Origin of the sequence: Pseudomaricurvus sp. HS19 (genome assembly GCF_009857815.1) — a bacterium.
In the GTDB taxonomy this organism is placed as follows: Bacteria; Pseudomonadota; Gammaproteobacteria; order Pseudomonadales; family Cellvibrionaceae; genus Pseudomaricurvus.
Genome location: NZ_WVVW01000001.1, coordinates 1551452 through 1570654 on the forward strand (window position 1 = coordinate 1551452; position 19203 = coordinate 1570654).

Annotated in this window: 16 protein-coding genes; 10 read left to right on the forward strand and 6 right to left on the reverse strand. The window is 57.7% G+C overall.

Annotated elements, in window-relative coordinates:
• The first annotated feature begins 29 nt into the window (after positions 1 to 29).
• The 4 genes from moaB to GSF27_RS07005 all read left to right on the forward strand — a co-directional run bounded on the left by moaB (position 30) and on the right by GSF27_RS07005 (position 2597).
• Positions 30 to 533 (forward strand): molybdenum cofactor biosynthesis protein B, encoded by a 504-nt coding sequence (moaB, locus tag GSF27_RS06990; protein WP_160967044.1) that lies wholly within the window; start codon positions 30 to 32, stop codon positions 531 to 533.
• Between the two features lie 96 nt (positions 534 to 629).
• Positions 630 to 1094, forward strand: coding sequence for a hypothetical protein (locus tag GSF27_RS06995; protein WP_160967046.1), 465 nt, complete (start codon positions 630 to 632; stop codon positions 1092 to 1094).
• A 72-nt stretch (positions 1095 to 1166) separates the two neighbouring features.
• Positions 1167 to 1916: a DUF4126 domain-containing protein gene (locus tag GSF27_RS07000; RefSeq protein WP_160967048.1), complete on the forward strand. Its 750-nt coding sequence runs from the start codon at positions 1167 to 1169 to the stop codon at positions 1914 to 1916.
• Between the two features lie 9 nt (positions 1917 to 1925).
• Complete coding sequence (locus GSF27_RS07005; RefSeq protein WP_160967050.1) at positions 1926 to 2597, forward strand: ceramidase domain-containing protein; 672 nt, start codon at positions 1926 to 1928, stop codon at positions 2595 to 2597.
• A gap of 60 nt (positions 2598 to 2657) precedes the next feature.
• On the opposite strand, the gene GSF27_RS07010 is transcribed toward GSF27_RS07005, so the two are convergent.
• Positions 2658 to 2939: a hypothetical protein gene (locus GSF27_RS07010; protein ID WP_160967052.1), complete on the reverse strand. Its 282-nt coding sequence runs from the start codon at positions 2937 to 2939 to the stop codon at positions 2658 to 2660.
• A gap of 142 nt (positions 2940 to 3081) precedes the next feature.
• Between GSF27_RS07010 and GSF27_RS07015 the strand changes: the two genes are divergently transcribed.
• The 4 genes from GSF27_RS07015 (at position 3082) to GSF27_RS07030 (ending at position 9207) form a co-directional block, all read left to right on the forward strand.
• On the forward strand, positions 3082 to 4095 hold the full coding sequence (locus GSF27_RS07015; protein WP_160967054.1) for an oxidoreductase family protein: 1014 nt from the start codon (positions 3082 to 3084) through the stop codon (positions 4093 to 4095).
• Positions 4096 to 4451: 356 nt separating this feature from the next.
• Positions 4452 to 5198 carry a glycosyl hydrolase 108 family protein gene (locus GSF27_RS07020; RefSeq protein WP_160967056.1) on the forward strand — a complete coding sequence of 249 codons (747 nt, stop codon included), beginning with the start codon at positions 4452 to 4454 and terminating at the stop codon, positions 5196 to 5198.
• Between the two features lie 16 nt (positions 5199 to 5214).
• A complete protein-coding gene (locus GSF27_RS07025) occupies positions 5215 to 6318 on the forward strand; it encodes a hypothetical protein (protein ID WP_160967058.1) in 1104 nt (367 codons plus the stop codon).
• Positions 6319 to 6357: 39 nt separating this feature from the next.
• Positions 6358 to 9207, forward strand: a complete 2850-nt coding sequence (locus GSF27_RS07030) for a hypothetical protein (protein WP_160967060.1) — start codon at positions 6358 to 6360, stop codon at positions 9205 to 9207.
• A gap of 132 nt (positions 9208 to 9339) precedes the next feature.
• Here GSF27_RS07030 and GSF27_RS07035 read toward each other — a convergent pair whose 3' ends face one another.
• Together GSF27_RS07035 and radA are read right to left on the reverse strand one after the other, a co-directional pair.
• A complete protein-coding gene (locus GSF27_RS07035) occupies positions 9340 to 9864 on the reverse strand; it encodes a VC2662 family protein (protein ID WP_160967062.1) in 525 nt (174 codons plus the stop codon).
• Between the two features lie 184 nt (positions 9865 to 10048).
• Positions 10049 to 11425: a DNA repair protein RadA gene (gene radA / locus GSF27_RS07040; protein ID WP_160967064.1), complete on the reverse strand. Its 1377-nt coding sequence runs from the start codon at positions 11423 to 11425 to the stop codon at positions 10049 to 10051.
• 199 nt (positions 11426 to 11624) lie between these two features.
• Between radA and GSF27_RS07045 the strand changes: the two genes are divergently transcribed.
• Both GSF27_RS07045 and GSF27_RS07050 read left to right on the forward strand, forming a co-directional pair.
• Entirely contained in the window at positions 11625 to 12746 is a 1122-nt protein-coding gene (locus tag GSF27_RS07045) for a DnaT-like ssDNA-binding domain-containing protein (protein WP_160967066.1), read from the forward strand.
• Between the two features lie 28 nt (positions 12747 to 12774).
• Positions 12775 to 13338, forward strand: a complete 564-nt coding sequence (locus tag GSF27_RS07050; protein ID WP_237457359.1) for a replication protein P — start codon at positions 12775 to 12777, stop codon at positions 13336 to 13338.
• Between the two features lie 151 nt (positions 13339 to 13489).
• Here GSF27_RS07050 and GSF27_RS07055 read toward each other — a convergent pair whose 3' ends face one another.
• The 3 genes from GSF27_RS07055 to GSF27_RS07065 form a co-directional block, all read right to left on the reverse strand.
• On the reverse strand, positions 13490 to 14608 hold the full coding sequence (locus GSF27_RS07055) for an alkaline phosphatase PhoX (RefSeq protein WP_160967070.1): 1119 nt from the start codon (positions 14606 to 14608) through the stop codon (positions 13490 to 13492).
• Entirely contained in the window at positions 14605 to 16533 is a 1929-nt protein-coding gene (locus GSF27_RS07060; protein ID WP_160967072.1) for a phytase, read from the reverse strand. Before GSF27_RS07060 ends, GSF27_RS07055 begins: the two co-directional genes overlap by 4 nt.
• 127 nt (positions 16534 to 16660) lie before the next feature.
• On the reverse strand, positions 16661 to 19201 hold the full coding sequence (locus GSF27_RS07065) for a TonB-dependent receptor (protein WP_202410282.1): 2541 nt from the start codon (positions 19199 to 19201) through the stop codon (positions 16661 to 16663).
• Positions 19202 to 19203: the final 2 nt, after the last annotated feature.

The following is a 19203-nucleotide window of genomic DNA, read 5'->3' on the forward strand; positions in this document are numbered from 1 at the left end:
GACAAACCAGAACTCACCAGGACAACGCCATGAGCGACTTTACCCCCCTCAACCTCACCGTGCTGACGGTCTCCGATACCCGCACTGAAGCCACCGACACCTCCGGCCAGCTGCTGCGTCACGCGTTGCACGAAGCCGGTCACAGCTGCGTCGATCACGCCATCGTCAAGGATGATATCTACCAGATCCGCGCCGTGGCCTCACGCTGGATTGCCGATGAACTGGTACACGGTATTCTGATTACCGGCGGCACCGGCTTTCACGGCCGCGACAGCACCCCGGAGGCGATGCTGCCACTGTTCGACAAGACCATTGACGGCTTTGGTGAGCTGTTCCGCCAGGTCTCCTTTGAGCAGATTGGCAGCTCCACCATCCAATCCCGCTGTGTCGGCGGCATCGCCAACCGCACAGTCATTTTTTGCCTGCCGGGTTCCAATAACGCCTGTCAGACCGGCTGGGACCAAATTATTAAGCCGCAGCTGGACAGCCGCCAGAAGCCCTGCAATTTTGTTGGCCTGATCACCCAGCGCTGAGCCATCACCTCCCGCTGCGGTTGATGTCGTCACTGTTCAGACAAGGTTCAGCGCTGCCCCTGCAGACTGGACCTGTCCGATCAGAGGAGACCTGTCATGAACAGATCAACCACAGCAACCCCCTCCCGCCACCACCGCTTGCTGCCCAGAGGCAAGAGCCTGCTTGCAGCGTTGCTGTGCCTGGCCAGCTTTGGCGCGGCAGCCCATGGCTACAATGACCGCAGCGGTATTGATGGTTACAGTGTCGACCTGCATTTTTCCGGTGGCGAGCGCCTGAGCCTGCAATCGGGACCCGGCTACACCTATCGCCGCTACTCCGGCTACCCTCAGCACAAGCACTACCCGCCGGCCTATGGGAAGTACTGGAACAAGCACGGTAAAGACACCTACCACAAACACAAGTACAAGGATGACCGCGGCCACCATCACAAATCGTGGTCAAAAGGGCACGACGGTTACAAGCGCCCACCCAAGCACTACTACACCAACAACTGGAACAAACCGGGCAAGAACCACGATCGCCACGATGGCAAGCGATTCCATGATGGCGGGCGCCACTGATACACTGGTTGACGGCTTATGCCGGCGCCCCGCATTGCGGGGCGTTAACAGGATCTCAAGCTAAGGCACACTATGGAAACCTATCAGGCCCTGCTCAGTACCCTCGCCCTCACCATGGGCGTCTCCTGGGCCAGCGGCATTAATCTCTACGCCGCACTACTGGTACTTGGCATTGGCGGCGCTACAGGCAATATCGACCTGCCCCCCGGCCTGCAGACACTGGCCGATCCCATGGTGATCTTCGCCGCCGGGTTAATGTATTTCGTGGAGTTTTTTGTCGACAAGACACCGGGAGTCGATACCGGCTGGGACACCTTGCACACGTTTATCCGGATTCCCGCTGGCGCCATGCTGGCCGCCGGCGCAGTAGGTGACGTTACTCCGGCACTGGAAATCGCCGCCGGCATTATGGGCGGCGGACTGGCTGCCACCAGCCACCTGACCAAGGCGGGTACCCGCGCCGTCATCAATACGTCACCGGAGCCTTTTACCAACTGGGGGGCCTCCATTGGTGAAGACCTGCTGGTGTTGGCCGGACTCTGGACCGCTCTCAATCACCCTCTGCTATTCCTGGTCCTGCTGGTCATGTTTATCCTGCTGGCTATCTGGCTGCTGCCAAAAATCTGGCGAGTGCTGAAGGCTATCGTGCGCAAGATCGGCCAGTGGCTGGGCATGAGCCAACCTCCCGCCACCGATCCTCAACAACCGGTGAACGACCAGCAGTTACAACAATTGCTGGCCCTGCAAACCCTCAAGGATGCGGGCAGCCTGACCGAGGACGAGTTTGCCGCGACCAAAAAGAAGATTCTGGGAACGAGTTGATCCGCATACATGGACTGGACACAATCACTGGATGAATACTGCGAGCGGCTGACAGCGGAGTTCTGGGCAGAGCCGCTCAACGCACTTTCCAACATCAGTTTTCTTATCGCCGCCGTGGCTGCCTGGCACTGGGGCCACAAGCGTCAACAGCACACCACTTCCAGCTACTGGCTGGTGTTGCTGCTGCTTATGGTAGGTATCGGCAGCTTTCTGTACCACACCTTTGCCGATCGCTGGAGTCGGGTCGCAGACCTGCTGCCGATCTATCTCTACCAACTCAGCTTTATCACCGTCTACAGTCTTGCCCTGGCACGTCGAGCCGGGCTGGCGCCACTGCCCACCAGTTCGCTGACGTTAACCGCCTTTGTTGCGATTACCCTCTTGTTTGGGTTGCTGCCAAAGCACTGGCTGAACGGCTCCGTCACCTATCTGTCTGCCTGGCTGTTTCTGCTGGGAATCGCTGTGGCTCATCGACGGCTGGCCTCCAGCGGACGCAACCTGATGCTGGCTGCGGTTGGCCTCTTCACCCTGTCACTGACGTTTCGCTCACTGGATATGGTGCTGTGTGACCAATGGCCGGCAGGCACCCACTTTCTCTGGCACCTGGTTAATGGCCTGATGCTCTATCTCACTCTGCGCAGTTATCTGGCAATGCAGCAATCCAATCAGCAACATAAATGACAGACATAAAAAAGCCGGCCTGAAAAGGCCGGCAAGTACTGGAGCATCTGATACCAGAGATCAGAAGTTGTAGCGGAAGTTAATACCAAATTCCCGCGGTGAATTGAGTTTAATGCCGCGGTAGTCAGAAGTCCGCTGCACCTCGGCAAAGCCGGCAGTAGCATCCCGGTAGCTGGCCAGGTAAGGCGTCGCCTCACGACTGATCACACGCTCGGTATCAAACAGGTTTTTACCGTAGAACATCACTTCCCATATGCCCTCAGAGTCACGTACACCTGCGACGCCATCGCCCGCAATCTGGGGACTACCCACGAATATGTGCATGTAGAACTGCATCAGCATGGCAAGATCCTGGATCCCGGCTATCTCTTCCAGGTGCATAACCGCCCGCTATCGCAAACTGCCTTACCCTAAGCTGGAGCCCCGGGCAGGGCTTGTTATACTGCCTTCCTGTCCCACCTACCGCCGGCACTGCCCTACTACCATGCTCTCCCCTACCCAACTGATCGCGCAAACCTTTGCCCTCGACAGCACCCAGGTTTCGGCTCCACTACCGCTGCAAACCCTGTGGAGTGGTTATGGCCAGATTGAACGCTATCACCTGCATAGCAGCGATCCCAAAGTTCCCGACAGCCTCATTGCCAAACGGATAGAACCACCCACGCGCAGGAGCCACCCGAGAGGCTGGAACAGCAACCTCGGCCACCAGCGCAAGCTGCACTCCTATGAGGTGGAAAGCCACTGGTACGGCGAGTGGTCAAAGGAACTGCCTGACTCACCCCGCACAGCCCACTGCTATGCCCGGCACACTGTAGACAACTCGCACCTGCTGCTGTTGGAAGACCTGGATGCCGCCGGCTATCCCCAGCGCCGCCAACAGCTCGCTGCGTCGGAGTGCGAACCCTGCCTGCACTGGTTGGCGCAGCTGCATGGGCATTTCCTGCAGTACCGACCTGCAAGCGGCTGGCAGAAACAGCTGTGGTCGTCCGGCACCTACTGGCACCTGCAGACACGACCCGACGAGTGGCAACAGATGGCCGAAGGCCCGCTGAAACAACTGGCACCGGCAATCGACCAGGAACTGAACAGCAGCGACTACACCACACTGGTGCATGGTGATGCCAAGGTCGCCAATTTCTGCTTCAGTGCCGACGGATCCCGGGTGGCGGCGGTGGACTTCCAGTACATCGGAGCCGGCTGTGGCATGAAGGACGTGGCCTATTTTATGGGCAGCTGCTTGAGCGAAGACGCCTGTGAGTCACAGTGGGAAAATCTGTTGGACAGCTATTTTTCCGCTCTCCACGCTGTCATCAGAAAACGGCAGCTGCCATTCCCCACGGGCGACCTGGAGCTTCAGTGGCGAAACCTGTTCCCGATGGCATGGGCTGACTTTGAGAGATTCCTTATGGGCTGGGAGCCGGAGCACCACAAACTGACGCACTTCAGCCGTCAAATGACCCGGACAGCTCTGGCAACCCTTCAGCATAAGGGCATCTGAGAAGAGACGAATACAACTGAAGTTATTGCCAGATACAGGTGTATCTCATCAGTTATTGCCGCATATTTTTTTGACTGGCACATAAAACCCTCGACGCCTGAAAATATAGGGCTACCCTGAATAATCAAGGATGACAGACCGGCATAGGATGTGCGTCAACCAATCCTCCTTGTCCCCTCTGGATTGTTTCCCGTGGATTGGTACCCCTGAATTTCTCCGGCGCCCCCAATAAAGCCACCTCTGACTCCATGGCTTGCCCCTTGGCAGCGAACACGGGCCAGCCCTGCATTTCATCAATCCCCTCCACAGCTATAGCGATACAGCTGTGGGTGTCCAAAACGGATAGCGGAGATGCCATGAAAGACAATTTTGTATCGTCACTCCAACATGTCCTGGCTCATGAGGGAGGCTGGTCTGATCACCCGGAGGATCCCGGCGGCGCCACCATGAAAGGGGTAACCCTGGCCACCTACCGTCGAGTCATGAACAAACCCAAAGCCAGCAAGAATGATCTGAAAGCAATTTCGGATGAGGAGCTGCAACGTATTTACAGCAAGGAGTATTGGCACAAGTGCCATTGCGATGAACTGCCAAACGGCGTTGATTACGTGGTCTTCGATGCCGCCGTCAATTCCGGTCCTGGCCGCAGTGCCGGCTGGCTGCAACTGACGGTAGGAGCGACAAAAGATGGTCATATCGGTCCCAAAACCCTGGAGAAAACCCGGCGAAAGAACATAGGGCTTGTTATTGATGAGTTGTGTGACCTGCGCCTGAAATTTCTGCAAAGCCTGTCCACCTGGGGCACCTTCGGACGCGGCTGGGAACGCCGGGTGGAGGGGGTCAGGAGTCACGGCTTTGAACTGGCCAATCTGGGAATGGATGGCGTAGCCGGCATATCACCCGACGTTGACTATGAAGTTGTCAAAGCCGGCAGCAAAGGTGAGTGGGTTTCCAAAGTACAGAAAGTCCTGAAAATCCGGGTCGACGGCGTCTTCGGTAACAAGACAAAACAGGCTCTCTTGGATTGGCAGAAAAATAACGGCCTCGTGGCCGATGGCATAGCCGGACGAAGCACCTATCGCGCCATGGGGTTAATTTTCTGACACAGGGATAGCCGCGATGAATAACATTATTGGTAGCCTTCAATCGTTACTCACAAACCCTCCGGTCATCCCGCTGGTCCAGTTTATTAACTTCGCCTATTTCGCCACCCTTTGTGCCGCGGGCTGGCAACTCCTGCCTACCCTAGCTTTTAAAATCTTTGCGCTGATCCTTCTTGCTGCAATATGGCTGTTCATTGCCCACTTTCTCGCCCGCATCAGCAACGCACACAACCGACTGCTAAGCAAAGAGCGTCATGCGGGGTTGAGCCACAACCATGTCGTGTTCAATGCCTCAGCCATTACTCTGTACATTACCGCGGCGTTCTTTATATACCTGGGATACGAGTCACTACAAAAGGCCGATACAGAAAACGATGGCATGTACCAAATGCTGCACATTCTGTGTCAGGCGGCGCTGTTTATACTGACTGTCATCAGCCTGATTTTTACCGGAAGGCCTACCTCATCAAACATGCGGCTGATCTTTATCTTTGGCTACTCCACCAGTCTGACCAGTTTGATGATCCCGTTTTTACTGACCATGTGGATTGGAACAGATCCGATTCAAACCAGTATGACCAAGAGTCCCATAGGCATCATCAGAGGGTGCCAGACCGGAACAGACAACAAGGCGTTGATCGCCTGCAGAAAAAATGAAAAAAACAGAGAGACTCAGTCCTGGGTATTCAATATCGGCGGTTTTGTCCAGGCCGAATGCACAAGCAAGGCAGACTCATGTGAACCGGACGATAGCAGTTACCGGATCAGCGGCGGCCTTGTCACTCCGCTATATATCTTATTACTGTCCGCCATTGGCGGCAGTGTGGGTTTTATGCGCCGCCTGCCGGAGATTCAGCGCCGCTACTGGCGGGACCGGGAAAAGGACAGCAGCACCTATGGCGCAGCCTACATGGCCAGGGAAGAGGTGATATTTCAGTTTATGCAGGTGGCGTCCGCCCCGCTCATTGCCATTATTGGCTATCACACCATCCAACCTGACGGTGATGCCGGCGCCATTGCGCTGGCGTTTATATCCGGCTTCGCGTCGGAAATCATCCTGTTAAGAATCAGGCAATTTGGCGACACTCTGGCCGGCCCCAAAGCGCTGAAGAGTGACTAACTGACAACCAAACCCTACAGACTGGAAGGCGGACCGGGCATGAAAAATCTGGATCAGATGGGCAACCTCAAGGTACTGGCCGAGGCATCATCCGCACTGACATCCATATTGTCGGAGCTGGGCGTTGAAGGTCCTGCCCAGGCACTTGAAATGATTGCCAATGAACAATTCGGGGAAGATTTGCAAGCCAGAATCACTGCGGCTTTACACCCCATAGTCCCTACCCAATTGACCACTATTTGGGAGTCGCTGGAAGGCTGGGTTAACGGCAGTGTGAAAAGTTATATTTCACCCTTTCTCCAGAGCATCGGTGACGCCTGCGACAGCGTCGGGACTCAATCCGTCAGCCGGGAATGGCCGCTGCGGATTGACAACGACTGGACGTTACCGAAAGGTTCGGCGGCGTTTTTATTTTCCTACGACCTCAGTCATGCGATTGCCCTGAGAGCATTTTCAGGAAAGAGTGAAGAAATCCCGGATTCGCAGGTTCATGAAGACAGTGCATTTATATCCGTGGATCTGGACGCCCATGCCAAATCTGACACCAGCGCCACCCTGCCCTTCTCCTGTGGGAGCTTTGAGCTTGGGGGAAATTTTTCAGCTGCCCTCAACACCGACCTCTATTTCCGGCACCAGAAAACCGAAAATCTGGCGCTCTCCCTGGCCAACGACCTGTCTGCATTGCCCAACCCCTTCTCCACTGACAGCCTGCTCCAGTATCTGGCCCTGCGCAAGAATCTGCACGCCTTTACCTTCTCCCTTGACGGCGACTTACAGACTTACGCCAATCTATCCCTGAGCACCCCGGCCATTAATGGCTCCAGCGTTTTGGAAAACCTTGGCCTCGGCATTCAAGCCAGCGCCAGAATCAGTGGCTTGTACAACCTGCAACTCTTTCCCAGACATCATGCCGGGGCCCTGCAGGATATCCGGGTTGTCATCAGTCGAACGGATCAATCCCGGCGAGAGCTGGGGGTTAATGTTGGCCTGGAAATCAACGCGCGCAAACAGGCAGCCATGATCAGTGAGGCTTTATTCGCCTCTTTGGGAGAGGCGCGGGAGTTGATTGGCAGGCTGCAATCCGAATGGACCTTTACCGACAGTTTTATGGATGAACTGAAGGTTATCCTCACTCAGGTAAGTGATGAGCCGGATTGGCAGGCGTATGTGGAGTCTGTCTTCTCCGGCGAGAACCCTGCGGATTTTGGCGAACGCTGGGCCAACGCTACCACGGCCCTGGCAAGCGGCAGAACAAACAACTGGGTTGAGGCGGTTATACAGGTTCTGGACGCCGAGCTCACCCGGGCAACGAGCAGTAACATTGCCGACGATTCAAAGTGGAATCCTCTGATGAATATCGCCAAGGCATCCCTTGCTGACTGGGTTCGCAGTGAAGCAGAGGATTTCCTCACCTCAGCCCGGAATTCGATAGAAGACACCGTCACAACCGTTGTACACAAGGGAAACCAGCAGGTTGTATCCCGCGCCCTGAGCAAACTGGAGGAACATGACAACACCCTTGCCTCTGCACAGACCAAGGCTATCCGATATTTACGCCGCTACATTCAGGCAGTCGAAAAATTAATGCCCTTTGTAGAGGCTGCCAGTGTTGCCAATATCGAGATGGGCCTGTCCCACCAACGCAAACAGTCAGAAGGCAGGGAGTGCATGCTGGACGTCACCTTTTCGGCTGCAGCACTTACCGAACACAAAGCGGAATTCGGGGAAATCCTCACGGGAAACACCAACAGCCTGACCCGGCTTACAGCAAAGCGCCCCCCCGGAATACACCTTAACAGCGGCCTGATAAAGAGCAGGAAGGCCACGGAAAGCGGTCTTGAAATAAGTGCCGTCGTCCTCGACTTTAACATTGGTAACCAGTCGTTACTCAGCACCGATGTCATTATTGAGCACGACCTGCTGAACGGTCGAATCAGCATTATCAACGAAGCCAGAGTATCCCGTAAAGGCCACCGCATCACCCACGAACGCCGCATTGAACTCATCAACATCATCCAGCTTTCCAATGCCCGCAATTTGGGTCTTGCCAGCCTCTCACTCAACATCTGTCGTAAGGAAGAGGAGCTTACACGCACAGAATTAAATGTGTTCCTTGAAAGCCTGGGCAAAGCCGGACTTATATCAACCACGGAGATAGCCAACGCAATGAAAATTGCGTTCAGCCAGTCCGGCAGCGGCGACAAGCTGCTTGAGGATGCGCAGATCAACGCCGGATTCCGCCTGGGAAATGAGGATATGGAACAACTGCTTCAGTTGGCAAAACCCCACATTGACAGGGACCTGATTATCACCCGGTTGGCAGAAGTGCTGGAAACCCTGGGAGTGTTTGACGAGGAGGATTTTGAGTACCTTGCGCGCAAGGATAATATCGATTCCGTTCTTGAACTGCTCTGTTTTTACCTGTCCCCCAAGGGAAAGTCCCGTCAGGCAGCTCTGCAACAGGAAAAGCGCAACTCGATTGGCAAAGGCAAAAAAGGCTGGTCATCAAGCAAGAGAAAGGCAAAAACTGCGCTGCGCAAAGCCGAAAAGTGGTGCGAGCTGGCCGAAAACCTTGCCCTGGGCCTGTCCGCAATCCGAACCGTCTATGAAAGTGATGCCAACCGTAAAGACGCAGATTTTCTCACCCAGGCACAGGAACGAATAAACTCCTGTTTTAAACCGTGGCTGCAGCTGGCTTCCGGCCTGCAAAGCTTTATAGCGCTTTTCAGTGACGGCAGCGACGACGAAGTGAAAGGCGAGCCGCTTGCCCTGATGGCTGTCTTATCCAGGCTCTGCGCATCCCCGGGTACCAATAAGCCCGCAGACCTGTCCATCCTTATGAGTCTTGAACGCAACGGCAGACTGCGAGCGGTGGATCTGTTGGATTAACTCTCTGTGGCAGCCCCGCTTCCGCAGACATCCACAACTTAGTGACAGATCTCCCGGCTCCGGACAGCCGGGAGAGGTGAGACAACCGGGCAAAACACACCTGCACAGGCGAGCCTTTCAAAACGGTAAAAATCACTTGCCAAAATTAAACAGGATAAAGCAGGGCAGGAAGCCATTTTTGGCACAGTTGATCAGTCCCAGCTGCAATCCCTCCAGGCGCTCCGTTTTATTGAAAACTCCCAGATCAAACGTGGTGGACTCGCGGTTCAGGTTGACCAGGGCAATGTTGGCGCCTCTGACCCGGGTAGTGATGTTCACCGCCCCCATATTCAGTCCGGTGGTTTGGCCCTTGTTCCAGTTCCACAAGCCAAATGCCACACCCTTCATACTGCTGTTGGTGTGATTCGCACCGAACAGCAGTAAAGGCAGTTGCACCCCCACGAACTCATCGGTCTCCGCCAGCGCAATCAGATGCAGGTCTATGCCATGCACAGAGCCGGTTTTACCGTAGAGAAACGGGAATCGGACCCCGCGGACATTTTCATCCGCAGGTGCATTGAGATTGATGGTTGAAAACTGGATCGGTGTATCCGCCAGGGAGACAGTGGAGATACCGAGCCACAGGCCTGCGATGACACAAAATCCAATGATTTTCATAGCTGAAACCCCTTGTGGTTTTTTGGTTAAGCACAGGCGGGCCAGGCATGGCGTCAGCACCTGCACTGCTGCAGGAAATATGGTTCAAGCTGCCGGATTAAGCCAATTCCGGCGGTGGACGCCCTATAGTCTGCCCAAATTGTCGTTTGTTTTTGCATTTTCCCTGCTTTAACCCACGCCACCATCACCCCTGATCAATTGCTGCCAGTGCTTCCTGCAGGGTTTTCACCGCCACGACTTCCATACCCGCAACACCACCTTTGGGCGCGTTACCCGCCGGCACAATCGCTTTTTTGAAACCGTGCTTGGAGGCCTCCCGCAAACGCTCCTGACCACTGGGCACCGGGCGGATCTCTCCCGACAAGCCCACTTCACCAAACACCATCAGGTCGTGGCCCAGGGGCCGGTCGCGAAAGCTGGAAACCACCGCCAGCAACAGAGCCAGGTCAGCACTGGTCTCACCCACCCGTACGCCACCCACCACGTTGATAAACACATCCTGATCACCAATAAACAGCCCGCCGTGACGGTGCAGCACCGCCAACAGCATATTGAGGCGGTTGTGATCGAGCCCCACCGCCACGCGCTTGGGATGCCCCTGGTTGCTGTCATCCACCAGCGCCTGGATCTCCACCAGCAGCGGACGGGTGCCCTCCCACACCACCATCACCACAGAGCCGGCGGCGATCTCGTCAGCCCGCTGCAGGAAGATGGCTGAGGGGTTGTTTACCTCACGCAGTCCCTGCTCGGTCATGGCAAACACCCCCAGTTCGTTGACGGCACCAAAGCGATTCTTGTTGCCACGCAGGGTACGGAAGCGGGAGTCGTGGGAGCCGTCCAGCAGGATGGAGCAGTCGATCATATGCTCCAGCACCTTGGGGCCGGCGAGACTGCCATCCTTGGTAACGTGTCCCACCAGTATCAGCACGGTACCGGTCTGTTTGGCAAAGCGGGTGAGATAGGCGGCACTTTCACGCACCTGGGACACCGAGCCCGGGGCGGACTGTATATCCGCCATGTGCATCACCTGGATGGAATCCACCACCATTACCTTGGGCTGGATCTGCTGGACAATGGCAACCAGCGATTCCACGCTGGTCTCGGAGAGCATCTTCAGTTTGTCGGTGGGCAGGCCCAGGCGCTTGGCCCGCATCGCCACCTGCTGCAGGGATTCCTCGCCGGTACAGTAGAGGGCCTCCATATCCCGGGCCAGATAACACATAGTCTGCAGCAACAGTGTGGACTTACCCGCCCCGGGGTTACCGCCCACCAGCACCACCGAGCCGGGCACCAGGCCACCACCCAGCACGCGATCGAACTCACCGGTACCGGAGGAGAAGCGTGGCAGTGTCTGCAGGTCGATCTCCGCCAGGGTCTGCACCTGGGCCGCACCGGCAGCACCGGCGTAACCGCTGAACTTCTCCGTGCGCTGGGATGGTGTGGGACCGAGACGCACCTCGCTGAGGCTATTCCAGGCACCACATTCGCTGCACTGCCCCTGCCACTTGGTGAAATCCGCCCCGCACTCGTTACAGACAAACGCTGATTTAGCCTTGGCCACAGGCCTTTCTCCCCCGGAAAAATAAAGGGCTATGGTAACCGGAGGGGTTGGTGGGTGGCCATAACCCCGGAGGTCATGCCATATCGACCGATTGGCCCGTGGACAAGCTGAATTGACGAGCAATTAAACAACCGGATCACGCCTGCCGCGACCACCGCCCCTAGCGACTTACCCCGCCTTAAATGCTAAAGTTGCGGCCATGAGTTCTTCCCTGATTCCCGAACGTCCACTGGTTGTTTCCCCCTCTCTGGCCGCCACTATTGGCCTGGAGGAGGCCGCTATGCTCAGCGTGCTGGACGACCTGACCCGGGCCCTCGCCGGCCACCCCCACCAGGGCTGCGACTGGTATCAGTTGCCGGGCGAATTGCTGCAGGAGACTTTCCCTTTCTGGAATCAGCACGATATTGAGCGGGTCAGCCAGAGCCTGCGCGCCAAGGGTGTATTGCTGCTGCAATCCGCCCCCTTTACCCAGAGCGGTCAGCTGGTGTTTGCGTTCAATGAGCAGCGCCAGCCGCAGAGCGCCCCACAAACGTCACAACTACAGCATCGTCCGCAGCCACGGGCCATGGGGGCCACCCCCATTGCACCTAACTGGCAGCCGGACAGCGAAACCATAGCCCGTATCGCCCAGCACAACATCGACGAAGGCTTTATGCGGCAGCAGCTGCCGGAGTTCATCACCTTCTGGCGTGACAGCGGTGAATCACACCGCTCCTGGGGAGCAAAGTTTCACCAGCACGTGCTGCACCAGTGGCGCCAGCGGGAGACCTTTACTGCCCAGAAAGACGCCGAGGTGGCGATGAGCCCAGCCTGGCGCCCCAGTCAGGATGCGCTGGATGTGCTCTGCCGCCACGCCGCCATTCACCCCCAGTTTGTGCAGGACGCCATCCCGGAGTTTGTGCTCTACTGGGGCGAGCGAGGTGAGCGGTCACGCACCTGGAACAGCAAGTTTATCCAGCATGTGCGACGCCAATGGGCACGTTACACCTCGGCCCTGCAGCACGACACCGAGCCACGCCGGATTCCGGCCGACTGGCAGCCGGACAGCGATGTCTACGACATACTGCGTATGGCCAATATCGACCTGGCCTTCGCCCGGCAATTGCTGCCGGAGTTTATTGTCTTCTGGCGCGACAGCAACCAGGTGCACACCTCTTGGAACACCAAATTCCTGCAACACGTAAAACACCACTGGGCCAAGCGCCACGCGCTTGCAGCACCACAGGGTCAACAGCATGACGGACAACAAAACCAGACCACCAGCCGCACCCGCGACCGCTCGCTCGTCGACGACCTCAACGACCGCAGCTGGGCGTTCTGAGCAGACGGGAGCCAACCCGCAACGACCAATGCCGGAACTGGTGGACGCCATCAACCAGGTGTTCGCCCTGTTCCGGATTAACTACCACAACCAGTACCACAGCGCCTTTGGCGATGTGAATACGGTCAACCAGGCCAAGCGCCTGTGGGTGGAATCGCTGCAGCGTTTTGCGCCGGAAACCATCCTGCGCGCCGCCAAACAGGCGATTGAGCAATCCGACTACCTGCCCACCCTGCACAAGATGCTCACCTATTGCCAGGGTACCCCGCAGCAGCACGGGCTGCCGGATGTGCACTCCGCCTATATGGAAGCCTGCCGCGCCCCCAGCCCCAAGGCGGAACAGAAATGGAGCCACGCAGCGGTCTATCACGCCGGTCGCGAAAGTGACTGGTTCTTCCTCGCCAACAACCCGGAACGCATCACCTTCCCGGTGTTCCGCGAACACTACAAACGGCTGTGTGACCAGGTGGTAGCCGGCGAATCCCTGCCGGAGCCGGAAGTGAAGCGCCTGCCGGAGCAGAGCTCCACCACGCTCAGTAAAGAAGAGAACCTGGAGCGGCTGAATAAATTGCGGGAAGAGATGGGGCTTTAAACAAAGGTTACAGGACGCTGGCGCTACAGGATTCAGGACGCTTCGCTACAGAAAAGCAACTAAGAATCCAGGCTCTTACTGTAGCGAAGCGTCCTGTAGCAACGCGTCCTGTAGCGAAGCGTCCTGAATCCTGTAGCACAGCGTCCCGCCGTTAAGGCAACATCAACTCGTAAGTAATCCCGTCATACAACATCCCGCTGTAACCCCGCTGGGAGCTGAAGTAGAGCCGCTTGCCATCGGGACTGAAGGCGGGGCCGGTAATCTCTGACAGTTTCTGGTTGTGCAGCGTCAACAGAGGTACAGCGTCGCGAGTTTCGGTCAGGGCCACCAACTGCATATCACCGCCATCCTCGGCGATCAGTAACTCACCATTGGGCGTGACGGTGATGTTATCCACCCCGGTCAGCATCGGCACGGCACTGAGCGCCGCGTCATACACCACACTCAGTTTGCCACTGCGCAAATGCAATCCCCAGACACGGTTGTCGATCTTGGTGGTGAAATAGATATGCCCACCATGGCAGATAATGCCTTCACCACCGCGGAAGCGCGCGGCACGGGGCTGCTGGTAACGCAGCGGCTGCTTGTCCGCCAGCACATCGTTGATGGGCAGCCAGCTCACCAGCATGCCGGCAGCAATTGCCACCTCCAGCTGACCGCGACTGAGATCGCCTTTTGTTTCCGGCCGGAAACGATAGAGGCAACCGTCCGGTCGATCTTCCGTCAGGTAGAGGTAACCGGTGGCCGGGTCCATGGCCGCGGCCTCGTGATTGAACGCCCCTAATGAGGGCAGTTGCCGGGCCTCACGCTCTCCCCAGGGATCGCACTCGTAGACCAGGCCCTGCTCGTCATTCTCCTCACAGGAGAGCCAGGTACCCCACAGGGTTTTGCCTCCGGCGCAGTTGTCGGTCGTGCCTTTGAGAATGGAATAACTCGCTACCAGCTCGCCGTGCCTGTTAAAGCGCAGGGCGCCAGCGCCCCCTTGCTGCATGGGCAATTCGCTGTTGCTCACATAGGCCCAGCCGCCATCAGCATGGGCAAAACAGGCACCCCCGTCGGGGGCTCCATGCCAGGCATAGCTGCTGCCCGGGTGTGGCTGTTCGCCGGCCCGGGCGATAATGCGCAGGCTTGCCCCCTCCGGCATCGTGGCCTGCAACTGTTCGTCAAAGCGCGTTGCGCCACTATTGGTCTGGGCTCGCAGCTGCGGCACCATCGGCGCCAGGGCCAGCATTGCCAGCGCCTGACGCATGACTTGACGGCGATTGATCATGGTCTCTCCTCTTGCAACAGCGCCTCGATACCCGACCAGGGGATCAGTTTGAAATTCTGGGTAGCCTGGGGCAGACGGTTGCGACCGTCCTGCACCACCAGCAACCCCGTCGACCAGCCCCCTCCGAGATTGGCGGAAGTCACCTCCAGACCATCGGTTTCCGAGGCACCGTCGATACCGGCATCTCCATTTATACCGATACGGAAGTTGGCAAGCAATGAATATGGCGCCACGCTGTCCATCACCACATAGCTGTCATTGCCCTGGCTGGAAGCCACCAGCAGCGGCGACTGACCTGCGCCGCGGGTGTAGAGCGCGATACCCTCCACATCCGCTTTCAGTGTCTCTCCCACCGCCATCACCGGTTCCAGCTCCGTCGCAGCGTCTGCGTCTGCGCCCAGCACCCAGATACCGGTGTCCTCCTCGGCGATAAACAGTCGATGTCCCTCATCGTCTGCCACACATCCCTCTGGCTGGGTGTCCATTTTCCAGCGGCGCACCGCCTCGCTGTGGAAACCTTCAGCGTCCGCCTGCAGGCGATACTGAATCACCTCGCCTTCCTTGCTGTTGGCAAAGGCGTAGAGTTGATCCGCCGCCGGCTGATAGAGACAGATGCCATAGATCTCGGCCAGCTCGGTAGGCAGGTCCGCGGCATGCCGTACCCGACTGGTGAGCGGATCGATCACAAACAGGCTGAGACTGTTGTGGTCACGATGACTGGCTACCGCCAGGTCCAGCGACTCACCTTGCATCTGCACTCCCTGACGCACGTCAACATTGTTGAGGCGGCCAATGGCGAGAGACTGCAGCAGCTCTCCTTCGAGGTTGTAGACCTGCAACCCCTCCTTCTTGTTGGTGCCGAGGATCAGTGAACGATGAGGCGCCTTGTAGTCCACCCAAATGGCCGGGTCATCCGCCGCATCACCATGTCCACTGACAGGTTCGGTCTGCACCAGGGCAGCCACGTAGGGCAGTGATGTTGCCCCGCGTTCAGCGGAGTCCTGCCAGGCCACCTGATGCCGGTACCAGGCGCCGCTGTCGTCATCCCGCAGTGCCAATTGCAGCTGGTTGTCCGGTTGCATCCTCACCACCAACTGCTCCGGGTCATCAAGTCCCTCCAGCAGCAGAGAGGTCACCACGGACCAGTCGCCGTCCTCCTTGCGCAGCAGATGCAATTTCCCGGCCGCCACATCCACCAGCACCACACCACCGGGCACGACTGCCATATTGCCCACTTCATCGCCGAGGCTTCCATAGGGTGCCGCCAACGCCACCGGTTCACGGCTGGTGTCGGACTCGGCTGCCGCCGGATAAACCCACAGTCCCACTGACTCTTCATTGACGTAGAGTTCGCCGCGCTGGTCATCCACCGCGCAGAAACCTGCCTGCGGTGGCAGCGGCAACCGGCGCAGTGAAAGCGGCCTGGACAACAGCTGCCCTGCCCTTCCCACCAGCCACTGTTCACCGAAGCCATCTTCGCTGACCACAAACACAAAACTGTTGTCGTCATCGTCCTGGTAGAGGCACACCCCTTCCACCGAGTGATCCGCATCCGGCAGGGTCAGCGACGCCTTGAAACCAGGGGCGGCCCCGGACTCCAGCTGCAACAGGTCCACGCGCTGTGCAACCGGATCAATGGCCGCCAGCAACCAGCCATCACCCAACGGCCGTACATCCAGCGATTCGTAATAGCCCTTGCGCTCTGCCAGCAGGGCACCGTCGGCACTGCGCAGCTGCAAGCCGGCATCAGCGGTGGCCCACACCTGCAACTGATCAGTCAGGTCCGCAAAGTCGAGCAACTGTGCCGACTCGCTGCCGGACAGGATCAGCGGTTGCCAACGCCCCGCAGTTGGGGACGGCCCCTCGGCCTGGCATCCACCCAACAGCAGGGCGGCAGCCAAGGCGGTGAATATCGGAAATTTCATAGTTACCTTCTTTAAAAAGTTATCGTCATAAACAGCGTCTTTCGCCAGACGCCTATGGCGAGATCCATGGCAGCAGCCAGCCGGTCGTAACTGGCTGCCATGGTTCAGTGATTGCTGCCGGCAGCAATCACATCGACATCAGGGTGACACCCAGTTTGAAGGTAGGGCCATACTCCTCATACTGGGCATTAAAGCGGCTGGAACCGGTGTAGACGTAGTAGGCTTCATCAGTGATGTTCTGCGCCTCAAAGCTCAGCTGCAGCTGCGGCGTCAGGTACCAGCGGGCCGTCAGGTCAACAAAGGTCTGGTCGTCCACAAACAGGTCGTGTTGCGGATCGTCCACCGCCGCCACCTCCTGCAGGTAGGAGGACTTGTAGTTGGCAGAGAGACGAATGCTGAAGGTGTCGTTCTCCCACCCCACCATGGCGTTGGCTACCCGGTCGGACTGATAAGGCAAGTCGATATCACGCTCATCACCACCATCACCCACACTGGCATCGGAGCGACTCAGGGTGACATTGGCCCCCAGCAGCAAACCGTTCCAGGGCGCCGGCAGCGACGTCAGCTGCTGTGACCAGGCCAACTCGAGACCATACAGATCGGCGCTGTCGCCGTTGGCGAAGGTCTCGGCTTCATCGAACGTCGACCAGATGCCGGTGCCTGCAATGTCGGCCTGATAGACAAAATTGTCGATCGACTTGTAGAACACAAACGCCGACAACACCCCGGCGCGGCCGAGGAAGTGCTCAATACCCAGGTCGTAGTTGGCAGATTCCAGTGCCTCCAGCTGAGGGTTGCCGAAACTCGCCTCGTCGCCATCGATCACAAAACCGGGCGCCAATTGCTCAAACGAGGGACGCACCACAGTGTTGGTCCAGGCGGCGCGCACCTGTGTGTTGTCACCCAGCTCGTAACGCAGGTGGGCACCGGGCAGCCAGTGATCGTAATCACTTTCCACACTGATGCTTTCATAGTTGCCATCACGGACACCGGTACCATCAGTACTGAACTCCGTACCCTCATAGCGCACACCAACGATCAACTGCAGACGCTCCCAGGCCAGGGTATTCATCACATAGCCGGCGGTAATGTCTTCCTGCATATCGAAGTCTTCAATGCGGGACTCTTCCTCGTCGTAAAAATCCCCGGCATTGAGACCGCCAATAAGACGCTTGATACCCGTACTGTGAATACCCGGACCAAACTGTCCCAGACTGTAGTCCACCGGGCCGCCGCTGAAGTTGCCTAACAAACGCTGATCATCGGTGATGCCGTATGCGTCCAGGTCCTCGAACTTCCAGATATTGGTGTCATTCTCTTTTTCCCGACGGCTGAACTTGCCGCCGAATTTCACTTCACCTTCCGCAGCCTGCCATTGATAGGCACGGGCCAGGTCGAAGCGGACATTGTGTTCGGTATCGGTGGTCTTCTGCTCGGCCCACTCCACCTCTTCCAGTAAAAAGGCGTTCGGGTCGTAGAAGCTGCTGTCAGCGGTAAGCACTGGCTTGCGGCTGTTGTTGAAGCCGGCATCCACAAAATCGTTATCGCCTTCAAACACCGCGCCGGCAATATGGCCGGGAGTATCCTCCGACGAACGGCTGTAACCGGTCTGCGCATTGAGGGTCCAGTCACCGCGAATCCACTCGCCACCCAACACCACCGAAGTGATTTTCTGGGTCTCTTCCCGATCTTTTAATTCGCGCCAACCTTCGGCATCGCCACGCTCGCCGGCCAACTGCGCGTCGGCAAACTCCATCCCGGCAGCGTTGCGAATCTCCTTGTCAGTAAACTCACTGTACAGGGAGCGCAGGTAGACGCTGCTGTTATCACTGAAACGGTAGTCGAGGTTAACCCCCAGGCCGGTACGATCGCGGGTGATGGCGTAATCGCGCATCTCCGACTCTTCCAGCCGCGGGCCGTTATCAAAATCCCAGCCGCCGCCAGTCTCCACATTGTCGGAACCAAAATCCCGCTCCTGCCAGCTGAACGCCAGCGCCACACCCAGATTGTCTGTGCCGCCACCAATACTGAAAATATCACTGTAAGCACCGGAGAATTTGGGACTGGTCTCTTCCACGTTGTCGTCGTAACTGGCTTCGGCGGTGACACTGTAAAAGCGCCCATCGCGGTCAAACGCCGACAGACTCTCCACTTCCACACTACCACCCAGCGAGTTGGCATCCATATCCGGCGTGACCGCCTTAACCACCGACAGTGTTTCCACCAACTCTGATGGCACCACATCCAGGGCGACGGCGCGGGTATCGCTGTTGGGCGACGGGATCACGGTACCGTTGATCTGCACACTGTTCAGGTCCGGGCCGAGGCCACGCACGCTGACGAAGCGCCCTTCGCCCTGATCCCGCTCGACGGAAACACCGGGCAGGCGCTGCACGGCTTCCGCCACATTCTCATCCGGTAATTGCGCCACCGCGTCGGCACTGACCACGCTCTTGATGCTGTCGGCGCGACGCTGCTCCCGCAACGCCTTATCCAGGCTGGCAGCCTGGCCCACCACCAGCATCTGCTCAACGCTTTGGGCCGGCGTCTCACTCGCCTGTGCCAATACCTGCGGTGCGGTTGCACACACCAGCGGCAGGGCTGTCAGGGCCAGCGCCCTGAACAGCGGGTTGTATCGGATTGCCACGGAGGCGCCTTTCATATTCATGT

Coding starts and splice junctions, on each gene's coding strand:
- GSF27_RS07010 (WP_160967052.1), bottom strand. CDS start 2,939: ATGCTGATGCAGTTCTACATGCACATATTCGTGGGTAGTCCCCAGATT.
- moaB (WP_160967044.1), top strand. CDS start 30: ATGAGCGACTTTACCCCCCTCAACCTCACCGTGCTGACGGTCTCCGAT.
- GSF27_RS06995 (WP_160967046.1), top strand. CDS start 630: ATGAACAGATCAACCACAGCAACCCCCTCCCGCCACCACCGCTTGCTG.
- GSF27_RS07045 (WP_160967066.1), top strand. CDS start 11,625: ATGAGTTCTTCCCTGATTCCCGAACGTCCACTGGTTGTTTCCCCCTCT.
- GSF27_RS07000 (WP_160967048.1), top strand. CDS start 1,167: ATGGAAACCTATCAGGCCCTGCTCAGTACCCTCGCCCTCACCATGGGC.
- GSF27_RS07025 (WP_160967058.1), top strand. CDS start 5,215: ATGAATAACATTATTGGTAGCCTTCAATCGTTACTCACAAACCCTCCG.
- GSF27_RS07005 (WP_160967050.1), top strand. CDS start 1,926: ATGGACTGGACACAATCACTGGATGAATACTGCGAGCGGCTGACAGCG.
- GSF27_RS07050 (WP_237457359.1), top strand. CDS start 12,775: ATGCCGGAACTGGTGGACGCCATCAACCAGGTGTTCGCCCTGTTCCGG.
- GSF27_RS07030 (WP_160967060.1), top strand. CDS start 6,358: ATGAAAAATCTGGATCAGATGGGCAACCTCAAGGTACTGGCCGAGGCA.
- GSF27_RS07015 (WP_160967054.1), top strand. CDS start 3,082: ATGCTCTCCCCTACCCAACTGATCGCGCAAACCTTTGCCCTCGACAGC.
- GSF27_RS07055 (WP_160967070.1), bottom strand. CDS start 14,608: ATGATCAATCGCCGTCAAGTCATGCGTCAGGCGCTGGCAATGCTGGCC.
- GSF27_RS07060 (WP_160967072.1), bottom strand. CDS start 16,533: ATGAAATTTCCGATATTCACCGCCTTGGCTGCCGCCCTGCTGTTGGGT.
- GSF27_RS07035 (WP_160967062.1), bottom strand. CDS start 9,864: ATGAAAATCATTGGATTTTGTGTCATCGCAGGCCTGTGGCTCGGTATC.
- GSF27_RS07020 (WP_160967056.1), top strand. CDS start 4,452: ATGAAAGACAATTTTGTATCGTCACTCCAACATGTCCTGGCTCATGAG.
- GSF27_RS07065 (WP_202410282.1), bottom strand. CDS start 19,201: ATGAATATGAAAGGCGCCTCCGTGGCAATCCGATACAACCCGCTGTTC.